This is a genomic window from Homoserinibacter gongjuensis, from assembly GCF_030161875.1.
GTDB classification, from domain to species: Bacteria; Actinomycetota; Actinomycetes; order Actinomycetales; family Microbacteriaceae; genus Homoserinibacter; species Homoserinibacter gongjuensis.
Genome location: NZ_BSVA01000001.1, coordinates 2,921,449 through 2,936,271, shown reverse-complemented (window position 1 = coordinate 2,936,271; position 14,823 = coordinate 2,921,449). Strand labels below are relative to the sequence as shown.

Sequence of the window (14,823 nt, the reverse complement as noted above, 5' to 3'; positions counted from 1 at the left end):
TCCAGACCAGGATAGATCGTTCCGGCATCGGTGGGCGGGATCTCGGCAACTCGCCCCCGAACTGGGGGCTAGCCCACGGGGCTGTCCGCCTCGACCGCGTCGGCGCCTGCCATGAGGATGTCGAGCGTGCGCCGCAGGGCCGTGCTGGAGGTGGTCACGGTGTAGGGGAAGTAGACGACCTCGACACCCACCTCGGCGAACTCGCGCTCGAGACGCAGGCCCTTCTCGGTTCCGCGCCAGTCGTCGCCCTTGAAGAAGACGTCGAAACGCAGCTCCCGCCAGGTGTCGAGCTTGTCGGGCAGCACCTCCGCGACCGCCTCGTCGACGTAGCGCACGCTGCGCACGATCTCGAGGCGCTCGGCAAGCGGGATCACGGGCGCGCGGCCCTTCGCGGCCACGAGCATCTCATCCGAGACGACGCCCGCGATGAGGTGGTCGCACGCGCTCCGGGCATGCTTGAGGATGTTGAGGTGACCGATGTGGAACAGGTCGTAGGCGCCTGCGGCGTAGCCGACTCGGGTCATGGCGTGGCTCCCTGGGGGATGAGGGGCGGATGGTGGGGGGCGAAGCGTTCGGGAGACCTCAGATAGGCCGCCTCCCGAGGTGGCGTGCTCGGCACGGGCCCGCGACGGGAGGCGGGGTCGACCCCGATCGCGAGGCAGAACACGACGAGGAACGCGGCACTCGCGTCGAGCAAGCCGTTCTCGGTGAGGCCGCGCACAAGCAGCAGCGTGAGCAGGGGGATCGCGAGCGAGCGCACCTCGCGATCGGCGGCGTCGCGCACGGTGAGCAGCATCCAGCAGACGACGACCGCGGTACCGATGAGACCCGCCTGGGCCAGCAGCGACACCCAGCTGCTGTCGAAGACCTGCACCTCACGGAACGGCAGATCGACGTCGATCTGCTTGACCGAGAGCCCGAGTCCGATCCAGCGCTCCCAGCTCGCGGGGGCCCACTCGAGCACGACCTTCCAGGCATCCGTGCGTGCGCTCAGCGATGCGATCTCGGCCGCCGTCTGGTCGCGCACGAGCAGGTCCTCGACGAGCGAGGTGAAGGCGAGCACCGCGTAGCCGACGGGCACGGCCGCCAGCACGAGCACGATGGCGCTCCAATGCACGCGCGGAGCCACGATGAAGGCGAGCACGACGGCGAGGGCGAGGGCGACCAGGGCCGTGCGTGATTGGGTCGCCCACAGGATGGTGCCGAGCACGGCCGCGGGCGCGATGATCCACCATCGCACCCCTTGCGCACGAGCAATACGAAGAGTCCGAGCAGGGGAGCACCGCGAGTCCCGCGAGTTCGTTCTCCTGCACCTCCGGGATGCCGCCGGCCAGTCGTCCGGTCGCGCGATAGCTGGCCACGCCGGTCGCGGCAGCGACGACGGCGACGACGCCCATCGCGGTGAGCATCGCCGTCAGCACGATACGCCAGGGCGTGCAGGAGAGCAGTACGAGCACGATCGCGGCGAGCATCGCGATCCGGACGGCGACGATGCCGCTCGGCACCAGGTTTCCGGAGGCGAGCGCGCCGACGAGGAGACGCCGAGCGCGAGCAGCAGCAGGAACGTCGACCGTACGCCGAGCGCGTAGCGGGCACGACTCAGAAGGCGCGTCGCGACCGCTCCGCCCAGAGCGAGCGCCGAGAGTGCCGCCTTGGCGACGACGACCCCGTCGATTCCGCCGTCGAAGATCGCGCCCGTGCGCCACGACACCACGCTCACAACCGTCACGAGTGCGATCGCCGCGACGGCGACCACGTGCGTGCCGCTGACCTCGGGGGTGGTCGTGCGCTCGTACCCGCTGCCCCGCGGTGTGGTGGTGGTGTGCGGGGCGAGTGTCATACCGGCTCAGGCTCCGGTTCGGGAGAAAGGGTGTCGGCCTCGTCGAAGACCAGCTCGAGCCCGGGGAGCGTCTCCGGTTCGGGGCCCGACTCGGCCGTCGCCGCGGGCTCCGGCTCCGTGTCGTCAGCTGTCTCCGCCGCGTCGCCCGGCTCGCGTGCCGCGCCCGTGCCGGCCGTCGGCGTGGCGTGTGCCTGGGTGCGATTCGCTGCGGGACGACGGTGCCGGGTGGAGCGCGCGCGGCGAGCTGGTGGCGCGCTGACCGCGAGCGTGGGAAGTTCGACGCGGTCCGCCTCCATCCAGGTCGCCGGGAGGTCCATGTGGTCGTGCCCGCCGACGTTGGTCACGAGCACGCCCAGCGCGCGGCTGCCCGCGAAATCGAGTGAGGTGACCGTCTCGACCAGTTGGGTGCGAGTCGTACGCCGCCCATCGCTGAGCACGAGCACCTCGGCACCCGCCATGCTGCCGAGGGCGAAGACATCACTCGGGGCATCGGCCACCACGATGACGACGTCGTGGCGCGTGACGGCGGTTGCTGTGGCCTTGAGCAACTCGTGCTGCCGTTCGGGGCTGTGTGCCGGGGCGATCGTCACCGTGTCGAGGGGAGCGCGTTCGCCGGCGCCGTTCGGCAAGCGATCACGTAGGCGCAGCAACGCGGCGTGCGCCCTGCTCGGGGCGGGCGGCTCGGCGCAGATGAGCGCCACCGTGTGCCCGGAGTCGCGGATGCCATGCCCGAGCGTGAGCGCCGTGTGCGTGACGAGCGGCGCCCGCATCCCGGTGGCCGGCACGAGCACGACGAGGCGGCGCGGCCGGTCCCCGGTGAGGAGCCGTTCGTTCACGAGCAACGCCCGTGTGGCGGTGTCGGCCGCGGGGTGGTGGGCGCGCCCGTCACGCCCGGCGGCAGGGGGCAGCTGTCCGACGACGGGGAGGCCGGTGAGCCGCCGGATCTCGGCGACCGAGCGTGCGCGGGGATCGAGGCGGCCGAGCACGGCGACCGCGATGCCGCCGAGGGCGAGACCCGCGAGGAGCCCGAGGCCGGCGAGCACGAGTGTCTGCGGCGAGGCGGGCGAGGTCGGTGCGATCGCGGGGATGGTGAGTTCGAGATCGACGTCGCTCTCGAGCTCGCCCACGAGATCCGACACGTTACGCGCGACGGCGTCGGAGATGCGTGCGGAGAGCTCGGGGTCACCCGCCGACGCGGTCACCGTGAGGAGCACGGTGTCGCGCGGATTGCTTGCGCTCAGGCGCTGAGCGAGCTCGCGGGGCTCGAGGTCGAGGTCGAGCTGATCGATCGTCGCGCGCAGCACGCGCGGACTCACGACGAGGTCCGGGTAGGACTTCACGCGCGCCACGGCGAACTGGGAGCGCTCGACGAGGCTCGAATCGGGGAGTCGACCCGCAGGAAGAGGGTCGACGTCGCCTCGTAGCTGCGCGGCAGCACGGCCGAGATGGCGGCCGCCGCGAGCAGTCCGAGCAGCGCCGCGAGCACCACGACGTACCAACGCTCGCGGTATGCGGAAGGGTAATGCGGGGTCTCCATGGGAAACCTCCAGTAGCACGGGGGAGGCCTCTATTATCCACGTGAGAAACGATCACCGGTAGGCCTGATCTGCAGGCAGAATGAGAGCACCATCCGAGGGGAGACCCGATGCCGTCGGTCGCATCCGAAGCGCGCCCACGGCGTCGTCGCGTCGGACGGTTCGTGGCGCTCGCCGCCGGGGCGCTCGTGGTCGCCGTGGGCGTCACCGCGGTCGTCGTGAGGATGAGCACGCGGGATGAGATCCCCTGGCGTGAACAGGAGCTCACGGCGCGCATCGACCCGGGCGCGCCCGACCTCGGCAGCGAGGCTCGACCGGTGCCTCCGGGAGCGTTCATCGTGCAGGCCGGTGCGGCGGAAGGCGGCAACGGGTCCCTCGAGCGTCCGTACGCGCACGTCAGCGAGGCTCTGGACCGTGTGCAGGGCACCGGCACGATCGTGCTGCGCGCGGGCGTCTACCGTGAAGAGCTCTTCGTCGGCAAGAGCAAGAGCATCGAGCTGCGCGCCTACCCCGGCGAGGTCGTGTGGTTCGACGGTGCGGATGCGATCGAGGGCTGGGTGCGCGACGGGGAGACCTGGCGCGCGCCCTGGTCGCACGAGTTCTCCTCGGCCCCGAGCTACACGGGCGGCGAGGACGGCACCGAGCCGACCTGGCGCTTCCTGAACGAGGACCATCCGTTCGCCGCGCATCCGGAGCAGCTCTGGCTCGACGGGTCGCCGCTCGAACAGGTGGCCGTCGACGAGGTCGGCCCGGGTTCCTTCGCGGTCGACACCGCAACGCACGAGCTGGTTCTGGGCGAGGATCCCGCGGACCGGGTCGTGGAGGCGAGCGTGCGCCAACGTGCGGTGAACCTCCGCTCCGCCGACAGCACGATCACGGGCATCGGGTTCCGTCGATTCGCCCCGTCGGTTCCGACGCTCGGCGCCCTCGTGATCGAGGGTGACCGTGCCCGGCTGAGCGAGGTGGTCGTGGAGGACTCGTCCACGACGGGGGTCTTCGTGACGGGGCACGGTACGGTGCTCGACCGTGTCACCGTGCGCCGGAGCGGCATGATCGGGGTCGCGGCGAACTTCGCCGACGGGTTCACGGTGACCGGCTCGCTCATCGAGCACAACAACGCCGAGGGCTTCAACCAGGCGCCCGTCTCGGGCGGGATCAAGGTCACCCGCTCGCGCGACGTCGCGATCGCTGCGAGCGTCGTGCGCGGCAATGCAGGGCCCGGCATCTGGCTCGATCAGTCGGTCAAGCACGCGACGGTCTCGGCGAGCGATGTGCTCTCCAACGCCGGGCACGGGGTGTTCGCCGAGATCTCCGACAGTGTGCTGCTCGTCGATCTCGTGATCGCGGGCAACGGGCGCATCGGCGTGAAGATCAACGACGCGAGCCGCGTGCAGGTGTGGAGATCGACCATCGTCGGCAACGGGCTCGGCATCGCCGTGCTGCAGGACGACCGTCGCGCGAGCGACGCGACGGTTCCCGGCCACGACGAGCGTCATCCCGACGACCCCGACATGAGCTGGGTCGCCGCGGGCACGGTCATCGCCGACAGCATCGTGGGCGAGGTGGGCGGTTCCTCCCGCGACTCCGACTCGCAGCCGGCCGCCCCCATCTGGGTGCACGACTACTCGGGGAGTTCTCTGCCGACGACCTCGTCGACCGGATCGCGGGCAACGTGCTGCAGGCAGCATCCGGGGCGCCCCTCGTGCTCTGGCAGCAGGGCCGCACGACGGTCTCGTACGACGACGTCGCGAGCTGGCAGGCGGATGCGCGCTCGGCCTCGGGCAACGCGGGGCTCGAGGGCGCCTCGCCGGTCGCGTCGGACTTCGCACCGACCGAGGCGGTTCTCTCGGCGAGCCGTTCGGCGCCGGTCGTGCCCGACGACGTGGCGGTTTTACTGGGCCCCGACGTGGTGGCGACGCCCGGCGCGCTCGTGCCCTATGCCCCGGCGCCCTCAGGGAGCCCGTCGCCCCGGTCGCGGCGCGCACGCGGCACGAGCACGAGGAAGCGGATCGCGAGGCCGCCGAGCAGCGCGCCCCCGCGAGCACATAGGGCACCCAGCCTGGCGAGGCGCCGAGCAGCAGCACGAGCGCGATCCCCGCGAGCGAGAGCAGCGAGTCGCCGAGCCGGATCGCGAACACCCGGCGCTGGCCCCCGTGCACGGCCGCGAGCGAGCCGTAGGGCGTCGTCGCCGCGACGGCGACGGTGAACGCGAGCCATCCGATCACGACCCCGGCATCCGGATGCACGCCGAACAGCAGCGGCCCCAGCCAGGGCAGCAGTGCGACGCCGATGACGCCCATCACGACGGTGCCCGCCACGAGCGCGCCGACCGTCAGATCCGCACGGCGCAGCACCGCACCGAGGGGATGGTCACGGTCCCGTGCGTAGCGCACGAACAGGAACGAGGTGAGCCCGCTCACCGCGAGCAGTGCGGGTGCGACATAGACGCGCGCCGCCTCGAGCAGGCCGACCGCAGCGAGTCCCGCCGCGACGCCGACGAGGAGGCGCATGGCCGTCAACAGACCCGGTCGGAGCAGTTGCTGGAGGCCGCGCCAGGTGCCGTAGGCGAGGACGGTGCCCAGACCGCCTGGCCGGGGAGGCGCGAGGCTCCGCTCGACGCGCGGCAGCAGCAGCACAGCGAGCACGAGGGCCACGAGCTGGCCGAGGGTGATGCCGCCCAGCACGAGCGCGAGCGACGGTGAGGCGGTGATGGTGACGATGAGGATGAGCGCGAGGCCGAGGGCGAACCCCCGAGGTCGGCGGCGACGACCCGGAGGAACCCGAAATGCGCCATGAGCAGCCGGCGCAGCACCTCCTCGCAGGTGAATGCGGCCGTCGCGGTCGCGAACAGCAGCGCCTCGAGCGGCGTGATCAGGCCGATCGCGAGGAAGACGACGGCGCCCATGCCGCCCGCCGCAGCCGACAGCGTGAGCGTGGTGGCCTGAAGCGCCCAGCGCACGACCCCGTCGCCTCGGTCGAGCACCACGAGCGAGTCGCCCACGACGCCGCTCACGATGCCCGTGGCGATCACGATCACGCCGTAGAGGATCGCGAACCGCCCCAGCTCCTCGATGCCCAGCAGCCGCGCCACGAGCACCTGCAGCACGAAGCTGACGCCGGCCTGCGCCCCCTGGGCCAGGAGCGCACCGAGAGCGCGCGAGATCACCCTGCCGTGGTCCTGTCGTTCATCTCTCTCCCCTGAGACGGAGCCGTCTCCGCCTCCCGTGCCAGACGGCCCCGCCGCTCAGGGGAGCTGTGTGGCGTTGAGGTTGTCGTAGGTGATGGTGACGGGGGCGTTGGTGGCGGATGCGGAGATGTAGCTTTCGAGTCCGATGGTGCCTGCCGTCTGGAGGGATGCGGTGGTGTCGGTGGTGGTGAGCTGCCAGGTGGTGGGCTCGGTGGTTCCGACGCGCCAGACCTTCGCCTTGAGGGTGGTGGGGCTGGTGCCCTCGAGTTGGAAGCGGAGCTGGAGCTGGTCGCCGGGGGTGTAGTCGAGTCCGGCGATGGTGGCGTTGGCCAGCACCGTGGAGGAGCTGGTCCTGGTGATCTGCAGGGCGACGGTGCCGCCGGGGAGCAGTCGCACCCGGGCCTGGTAGTAGTCGCTGCTGGAGACCTGTCGGGCCGTGATGCCGGCGACGATGTGGCCCACGGTGGTGGGCTTGTCGGCGGAGAACTGCACGGTGAGGTCGGCGTCGGTGATCGGGGTCTGACCCAGCGTCGCGCGGCGGGTGCTTCCCGCGGCGTGCACGACCTTGCCGGCGTCATCCGAGACCGAGAAGTTCGACGTCGAGGACACCGTCCAGGCACCACCGACCGCAGCAGAACCCCAACCCGTCGCCACCGCCCGCGCGAACACATCCGACGCCAGCTCGGTGGCGGGTGCGGGCGTCGTCGCGGTGACCGAGTGCGTCGTGGTCGCGGTGGCGCCCCGATCGTCGGTCACCGTCAGCGTCACGGTGTAGTCACCGGCCGCGGCGTAGCTGTGGCTTGCGGTGGCACCGCTGCCCGCGGCCGTTCCATCGCCCCAGTTCCACGAGTACGACACGATGGCGCCGTCGGGGTCGGAGGACCCGGATGCGTCGACCGCGACCGAGAGGTCGGTCGCCGAGGCCGTGAAGGCGGCTGTCGGCGCCTGGTTCTCGGCGGGCTCCCCGAGCGTCATGGCGTTGAGGTTGTCGTAGGTGATGGTGACGGGGGCGTTGGTGGCGGATGCGGAGATGTAGCTTTCGAGTCCGATGGTGCCTGCCGTCTGGAGGGATGCGGTGGTGTCGGTGGTGGTGAGCTGCCAGGTGGTGGGCTCGGTGGTTCCGACGCGCCAGACCTTCGCCTTGAGGGTGGTGGGGCTGGTGCCCTCGAGTTGGAAGCGGATCTGGAGCTGGTCGCCGGGGGTGTAGTCGAGTCCGGCGATGGTGGCGTTGGCCAGCACCGTGGAGGAGCTGGTCCTGGTGATCTGCAGGGCGACGGTGCCGCCGGGGAGCAGTCGCACCCGGGCCTGGTAGTAGTCGCTGCTGGAGACCTGTCGGGCCGTGATGCCGGCGACGATGTGGCCCACGGTGGTGGGCTTGTCGGCGGAGAACTGCACGGTGAGGTCGGCGTCGGTGATCGGGGTCTGACCCAGCGTCGCGCGGCGGGTGCTTCCCGCGGCGTGCACGACCTTGCCGGCGTCATCCGAGACCGAGAAGTTCGACGTCGAGGACACCGTCCAGGCACCACCGACCGCAGCAGAACCCCAACCCGTCGCCACCGCCCGCGCGAACACATCCGACGCCAGCGTCGTGCTGGGCGGGTTGACGGTCGTCACCGTGGCCGTCGAGGTGGCCGTCGCGCCGTCGTCGTCGGTGACCGTGAGGGTCACCGTGTAGTCGCCGCCGGTCGCGTAGGCGTGCGTCGCCGTCGCGCCGCTGCCGGCCGCGGTGCCGTCACCCCAATTCCAGGAGTACGACACGAGGGTTCCGTCGGAATCGCTCGACGTCGAGGTGACCGACACCGTGCGCTCGTCCACCGTGTGCGTGAACGACGCGATGGGCGCCTGGTTGGGCATCGTGGCCTGGACGGTGTGGGTGACCGTGCCGGTCGCGCCGTCGTCATCCGTCACCGTGAGCGTGACCGCGTGGTCGCCGCCCGTCGCGAAGTGGTGCGTGGGCGTGGCCCCCGAGGCGGCCGGGGTTCCGTCGCCGAAGTCCCAGCTGTAGCTCACGACCTCGCCGTCCGGGTCACTCGATCCGCTGGCATCGAAGCTCGCGTCGAGACCGTCGACCGAGCTCGTGAACGCCGCGGTCGGCGGGATCACCACCACGGTGACCTCGACATCGTGCGTGCGCACCGCGAACGCGCCGTCGTCATCCGTCACCGTGAGCGTGACCGGGTAGGTGCCGCTCGCCGTGTAGCTGTGCGTGGGCGTCGCACCCGTGCCGCTCGTGCCGTCGCCGAAGTCCCACGCGTAGCTCGCGATCGTGCCGTCGACATCGCTCGAGCCGCTCGCGTCGAAGCTCGCGAGCTTGCCGAGCGTCTCGAAGGTGAAGGCGGCCGAGGGGGTGAGGTTCGGCAGCGGCGGCGCGCCCAGCACGTAGTGCTGCGAGATCGTGGCGGGGCTCAGTGCGATGTCGTACACGGCGTACTCGTCGATGACGCCGTCGAACCAGGGGCTCGAGGAGCCCCACGTGGTGTCTCCGCCCACGCGCCAGTACCCGGTGTAGTCCTCGGCTCCGGTCTGCGGATTGGTGCCGACGAGCGCGCCGTCGAGGTAGAGCTTCATGCCGTCGGCGCCTTGGCTGGCCACGACGTGGTGCCAGAGACCGTCGTTGTAGGCGACGGACGAGGTGATCACGTTGGTCTGGCCCGTCCAGGTGCCGAACACGAGCTTGCCGTCGTCCTGCATGTAGACGTGGCGGTCATAGCTCGTCGAGGTGCCGGTCTGCCGGTTGCCGAACCCCATGATCTTGCCGCCGGAGGTCGTGGTGGTCTTGAACCACGCCTCCTGCGAGTAGACGGTCGGGTTCGTCCACGCGCCGGCGGAGCTCACGATCGCGTTGGTGCTGCCGAAGCGCACGGCGGTGTCGGGGATCTCATCGAGCACACCGGGCACGCCTCGTGTCGGCGTTCCGCGGTAGCCACCGGGCGAGCCGGCCGCGCTCGCATCCGCCGCGACGGTACCGGTGGTCTCGCCGAGCCGCCAGTACAGGAACGGCTCGCTGGCGTACACGGCCGCGCCGTAGACGTCGGTGGGGGCGGGCGGCACCGTGGAGGTGCGTCCCGACAGCGTGTAGTGCGATTGCACCTGCGCCGCGCTCAGCGGTTGCGTGTAGATCGCGACCTCGTCGATCCATCCGTTGAGGTACGGCGCTCCGCTCCAGGTGTTGTCACCGCCGATCCGCCAATAACCCCAGTAGTTCTGGCCGTAGGTGACCGTCGTATTGCGCGCGACGCGCACTCCGTCGACGTACAGCGCCATGCCGGCCGATCCCATCGTCGCGACGACGTGGTGCCATTGGCCGTCGTTGTACGCCTTGGGGCCGCTGATCGTGCGGGAGGCGTTCGGGTAGACGCCGAACAGGATCTGGCCCGAGGCGTTCATGTACACGTGCCGGTCGTAGTTGCTCGAGTTGCCGCTGGCCGACGATCCGAATCCGACGATCTTGCCGCCCTGGGTCGAGGTCGTCCTGACCCACGCCTCGATCGAGAAGGTGTTGTCGCGCCAGAGCTTCGTGGAGCCGGACGCGCGGCCGTTCGTCGTGCCGCTGAAGCGCGCCGCCGTGTCGGAGTCGCCGATGATGGCGCCCGCGGCACCCCAGGTGACGCCGCTTCCGGTCGTTCCGTCATTGATGCCCGTCGAGTCCTTCAGCACCGTGCCCGACTGCTCACCGAGACGCCAGTAGTAGCTCGGGTTGTCGGTGAGCACGCCGGCGGCGTACGCGCTCAGGGTTCCCGTCGTGGCGACGGTGCCGCTGACCGTGGAACCCCAGCCGTTGTTGCCTGAGGGGTCGATCGCCCGGATGCGGTAGGTGTGCGTCGAGCCCGGGTCGAGCCCGGTGTCGAGGAAGGTGATGGTCGGGCGATCCCACGAGCGTGCCTCGACCTCGGTCGTATAGACCGGGCTCGCGGTGCGACCGTCACGGATGACCTGGTACTGCAGCGTGGCGTCGTCGCGATCCCAGTCGGCCAGCCACGACACCCGCATGACGCCCGCGGCGGGCGAGTCGAGTTGGGGAGCCAGGTCGTCGCCGGTGAGCCGCGGCCCGTCGGTGTTGGGCGCGATCGACCGGTTCGCGAAGCGCACGATGCCCTGGAAGTCGCGGTTGTTGACCCGGGTGAACTCGCCGCCGAACACGACGTACTGCTCGTTGCCGGTGACCGACCACGGCCCCTGGTACATGCCGGTGTAGGTGCCCGAATTGATGCTCGGGAACCAGTTGAGCATCGACGGGGCGGGGGTGTTCTGCCAGTTGTAGTAGCCGTGCGGGTCGGCCGAGGCCACCTGCGTGGCCGCCTTCGTGGTGGCGGTGGCACGGTTGAACTGCCACGGGTCGTACTGCGGCGGGCCCTCGAGGTTGCCGCAGTAGTGCTTGTGCGAGGCCGAGTACACGATGTCGCCGATCGGGGCGACCGAGTAGGTGTCGCCGTGGCAGTCATCCACCCAGACGAGCTCGCCGGTCGCCCAGCTGGCGCGGAAGGCGCCCTCGAGGTTGCCGCCGGAGCCGAACACGTAGCCGGAGCCGTAGAAGCTGTCGCCATCGGACGCCAGGTCGAAGATCGCGGCGTCCACGCCGGCGTTCCGTACCGCCGTGTTGAGCGGGAGGAGCGAGGAGCCGACGGTGGAGTCGACGAGCACGAGACCGTAGCCGGGGTTGTCGCTGCCGTTCGCGGTGAGGAAGTCGCCCCCGACCGCGACGCGCGTGCCGTCGGGATTCACCTCGATGGCGTACGGGCGGCCGCCGGTGGTCACGGGCGCCCACGCGGTCGTCTGACCGTCGGATGCGTCGACCGCACCGAGGAACACCCGGTCGACGCCGCTGATGCGGCTGAACACCCCGCCCAGGAAGACGGTCGAGTTGGTGGCGGCGAGTGCGCTGACGTAGTTGTTCGCGTTCGCGGCGAACGAGTTCACGACGGCGCCGGTCGCGGTGGAGAAGGCGACGACGCGATTGCGGGTGGCGCCGTTTACCTGGGTGAAGTCTCCACCCACGTACAGGCGCGTGCCGTCGGGCGAGGCCGCGAGCGTGCGCACCTTCGCGTTGAGGGTCGGCGCCCACGGCAACAGGGTTCCCGTCGTCACGTCGAACGCGAGCAGATGGGTGCGGGTGACCTCGTTAGCGCCGGGCGCGGATCCTGCCGGGCGTGCGGTGGTGAACTCGCCGCCCACGTAGACCGTGGTGCCGACGATCACCTGTGCCCAGACGACGCCGTTGATCTGCGGCGCGGGAAGGGGATCGCTGCTGACCGTCTCGGGCGGGGGAGGCGGATCCTCCGCCGCGAGGGCGGGTGCGACCTCGAGCACAGGGAAGGCGACGAGGGCGGAAAGTGCGAGCGGGAGAGCGGCGACGATGGCGGCGGCGCGGGTACGCCAATGCCTCGTGGGTTCTGGGTGACCCATCATGACCTCGGGGTGGGGGTAGCGGCACGTCGGGGGGCAGTGCATGTGCCGAGTGGGCTCACCCTACCCATCCGACGATTCCTCCGCGTACCCCCCAAATGGGGGTACGCGTCGACCGGTCCCGTTACTGCGCCGTGACCGCCCGGAATGCGTCGAAGCGCACCGCCACGGGGGCGTTACTCGCCGAACCCGACAGGTAGCTCTCGACGCCGACCGATCCTGCCGTCTGAAGCCCGGCCGTGGCATCCGTGGTCGTGAGCTGCCACGCGGCGGGCTCGGTGGTGCCGGTGGGCCACGCCTTCGCGCGGAGCGTCGTGGGTTGCGTGCCGGTCGCGACCATGCGGATGGTGTACTGGCGCCCCGCCGTGTACGGCCCGTTTGTCAGGTTCTGCCAGGCGAGCACCGTCGTGCTCCCGTTCACGAGCTCGAGGCGGGTGACGCCGTCCGGGGTGATGCGCAACCGCGCCTGGTAGAACGCGGAACCCACCTGGCGTCCGACGACGCCGACCACGCACGCACCGCCCGTCGGGGCCTTGTCGACGGCGACGACGAGCTGCACGTCGACCGTCGTGGTGGCGACGTTCGACAGCACGGCCCGCCGGGTGGCTCCCGGAGTGTGCAGCGCCGTGGCGACGTCCCCTGTGACGGCGTAGTTCGCGCCGCTGGCCGACCACGACCCGCCCACCGACGCGGACCCCCATCCGGATGCGACGGTGCGCGTGAAGTCGTCCTCGGCGATGCTGCCGGGCGGTGGGGGAGGCGGAGGAGTCGCGGCGACCGTCACCTGTCGTGTCGTCGTGGCTGTGGCCCCGTCGTCGTCGGTCACCCGGAGCGTCACCGTGTAGGTGCCGGCCGTCGCGTAGCTGTGACTCGCGGTCGCGCCGCTCGCCGTGGCGCCGTCACCGAAGTTCCAGGCGTAGGAGGCGATCGTGCCATCCGAGTCGGTGGATGCGCGCGCGTCGACCGCCACGGTGAGTCCCGTGGTGCTCGTGGTGAGCGAGGCCGTGGGCGGCAGATTCGACGCCCCGGCGCCGGTGCCGATCCGGTAGTGCTGCAGCACGGCGTCGGCGGCGAGCACATCGGAGTAGATCGCGACCTCGTCGATGTCGCCCGTGAAGTCAGTCGACCCCGCCCAGGCACGGTCACCGCCGATGTGCACGTAGCCCCAGTAGCGCCAGCCCTTCACGACGGCCGGGTCCTGCGCGACGAGCGCGCCGTCGACGTAGAGCTTCTGCCCGTCGGGCCCGACCGTGCCGACCGCGTGGTGCCAGGCCCCGTTGGCGTACCCCGTTCCGCTGCGCACGATGCGATTCGATCCGTCGTTGACCCCCACGCGACGCGCCCGCCGTCGAGGAAGAGATGGCGATCGACGGTTCCGGAGGTCGAGGCCGAACCACTGTCTCCGAAGCCCACGATCTTGCCGCTCGAGGAGCTGCTGCGGAACCACGCCTCGACCGTGAGCGAGTCATCCCCCAGGTCGACGCCGAACTGACGATGCGCGACGACGACGACCCGCCGAAGGCCATCGCGCGATCGGCATCGCCCGCGATGGCGCCGGGGCGACCGCGGGTGGCGCCCGAGCCCACGCTCGCGTTCACGACCGCGGTCGCGCCGCTGCGATTGACGTTCGCCACGGGGCCCGCGACGTTGATCGCGTTGCCGCTCGACTCGCCCAGGCGGTAGTACCACGTCGGGTTGCTGCCGATGATGGTGCGGGCGTACTCGCCGAGGCTGCCCGATCCCGACACCGTCACCTGCACGGTGGCCGAGTCGGCGACGTTGCCGAACGGGTCGACGGCGCGGATGCGGTAGCTCTGCGTCGAGCCCGGGGTGAGGCCGCGATCCACGAAGCCGAGGCCTCCACGGTCCCAGCCGTTCGACACCGAGGTGCGTTGTGCGATGGGGTTCTGCACATCGCCGCCGCGGATCACGAGGTAGCGCAACGCGCCGTTGTCGCGGTCGTAGTTGGCCGGCCAGGTGATCGCGACCTCTCCGGATCCGCGGGAGACCGCACTGATCGGCCAGCTCGATCCCGACAGCCGGGGACCGTCCCGGTTCGGGGCGATCGTGGGGATGGCGAAGCGCACGAGCCCCTGCTGCCCCGCGCCGTTCACGCGGGGGAACTCGCCCCCGTACACGACGTAGCGGCCGTCGGTTTGCACGCTCCACGGGCCCTGGTACATGCCGGTGTAGCTGCCCATGGAGAACTCGGGGAACCAGGTGAGCACGCTCGGGCTCGCGACCCCGGTCCACGACGGGTAGCCGTTGACGTCGCGCGTCGCGACGCCGGTGGCCACCTTGGTGAAGGCGACGGCGTGCTGGTGCAGCCGGGGTGAGCGCTCGGGGAACCCGCCGAGGTTGCCGCAGTAGTGGGCGTGCCCCGCGGTGTAGACGACGCCGTTCGCGGCGGCGGCCGAGTAGGTGTCGCCGTGGCAGTCCTCCGCCCAGACGAGTGACCCGTCCCAGCTCGCCCGGAACGTCCCCTCGAGGTTGCCTCCGGTGCCGAAGATGTACCCCGTTCCGTAGATGCTGTCGCCGTCGGCGGACAGGCTGAAGATCGCCGAGTCGGTGCCCGCGTTGCGCACCGTGGAGTTCGCGGCGAAGGGGAGCGAGGTGCCCGTCGTGGAGGTGACCGCGCCCAGACCGTATCCGGGATTGCCCGATCCGTTGAGGGTCGTGAAGCTGCCCCCGATCACGACCTTGCTGCCGTCGGGCGACACCACGAGCCCGTACGCTCGACCCTGCGCGATCACGGGAGCCCACGCGGTGGTGGCACCCGTCGCCGCACTCGCGGCGGCCGCACGCCCCGGCCGGGAGACGCCGGCCGACTGGCTGAAGTTGCCCGCGAAGTACACCGT

The 14,823-nt window shown here is 70.9% G+C and carries 8 protein-coding genes; 1 reads left to right on the top strand and 7 read right to left on the bottom strand.

All coding sequences use genetic code 11. From position 1 onward, the window contains the following. Positions 1–68 precede the first annotated feature (68 nt). The 5 genes from QQK29_RS15680 to QQK29_RS15660 all read right to left on the bottom strand — a co-directional run bounded on the left by QQK29_RS15680 (position 69) and on the right by QQK29_RS15660 (position 3,377). Positions 69–524 (bottom strand): FAD synthase family protein, encoded by a 456-nt coding sequence (locus QQK29_RS15680; protein ID WP_284301562.1) that lies wholly within the window; start codon positions 522–524, stop codon positions 69–71. Beyond that, a complete protein-coding gene (locus QQK29_RS15675) occupies positions 521–1,210 on the bottom strand; it encodes an O-antigen ligase family protein (RefSeq protein ID WP_284301560.1) in 690 nt (229 codons plus the stop codon). The genes QQK29_RS15680 and QQK29_RS15675 overlap by 4 nt, the downstream gene beginning before the upstream one ends. A gap of 204 nt (positions 1,211–1,414) precedes the next feature. Continuing rightward, positions 1,415–1,840, bottom strand: coding sequence for a hypothetical protein (locus QQK29_RS15670; protein WP_284301559.1), 426 nt, complete (start codon positions 1,838–1,840; stop codon positions 1,415–1,417). Next, positions 1,837–3,180 (bottom strand): hypothetical protein, encoded by a 1,344-nt coding sequence (locus QQK29_RS15665; RefSeq protein WP_284301558.1) that lies wholly within the window; start codon positions 3,178–3,180, stop codon positions 1,837–1,839. Before QQK29_RS15665 ends, QQK29_RS15670 begins: the two co-directional genes overlap by 4 nt. Beyond that, entirely contained in the window at positions 3,177–3,377 is a 201-nt protein-coding gene (locus tag QQK29_RS15660) for a hypothetical protein (protein ID WP_284301557.1), read from the bottom strand. Before QQK29_RS15660 ends, QQK29_RS15665 begins: the two co-directional genes overlap by 4 nt. 162 nt (positions 3,378–3,539) lie before the next feature. Here QQK29_RS15660 and QQK29_RS15655 point away from each other — a divergent pair, with 162 nt between their 5' ends. Then, positions 3,540–6,077 carry a right-handed parallel beta-helix repeat-containing protein gene (locus tag QQK29_RS15655; protein ID WP_284301556.1) on the top strand — a complete coding sequence of 846 codons (2,538 nt, stop codon included), beginning with the start codon at positions 3,540–3,542 and terminating at the stop codon, positions 6,075–6,077. 542 nt (positions 6,078–6,619) lie between these two features. Here QQK29_RS15655 and QQK29_RS15650 read toward each other — a convergent pair. Continuing rightward, positions 6,620–12,010, bottom strand: a complete 5,391-nt coding sequence (locus QQK29_RS15650; protein WP_284301555.1) for a PKD domain-containing protein — start codon at positions 12,008–12,010, stop codon at positions 6,620–6,622. A 79-nt stretch (positions 12,011–12,089) separates the two neighbouring features. Beyond that, positions 12,090–13,268: a PKD domain-containing protein gene (locus QQK29_RS15645; RefSeq protein ID WP_284301554.1), complete on the bottom strand. Its 1,179-nt coding sequence runs from the start codon at positions 13,266–13,268 to the stop codon at positions 12,090–12,092. Positions 13,269–14,823: the final 1,555 nt, after the last annotated feature.

Excerpts from the sequence above, each read along its gene's own strand:
- QQK29_RS15670 (WP_284301559.1), bottom strand. The coding sequence starts at position 1,840 with ATGACACTCGCCCCGCACACCACCACCACACCGCGGGGCAGCGGGTAC.
- QQK29_RS15650 (WP_284301555.1), bottom strand. The coding sequence starts at position 12,010 with ATGCACTGCCCCCCGACGTGCCGCTACCCCCACCCCGAGGTCATGATG.
- QQK29_RS15660 (WP_284301557.1), bottom strand. The coding sequence starts at position 3,377 with ATGGAGACCCCGCATTACCCTTCCGCATACCGCGAGCGTTGGTACGTC.
- QQK29_RS15680 (WP_284301562.1), bottom strand. The coding sequence starts at position 524 with ATGACCCGAGTCGGCTACGCCGCAGGCGCCTACGACCTGTTCCACATC.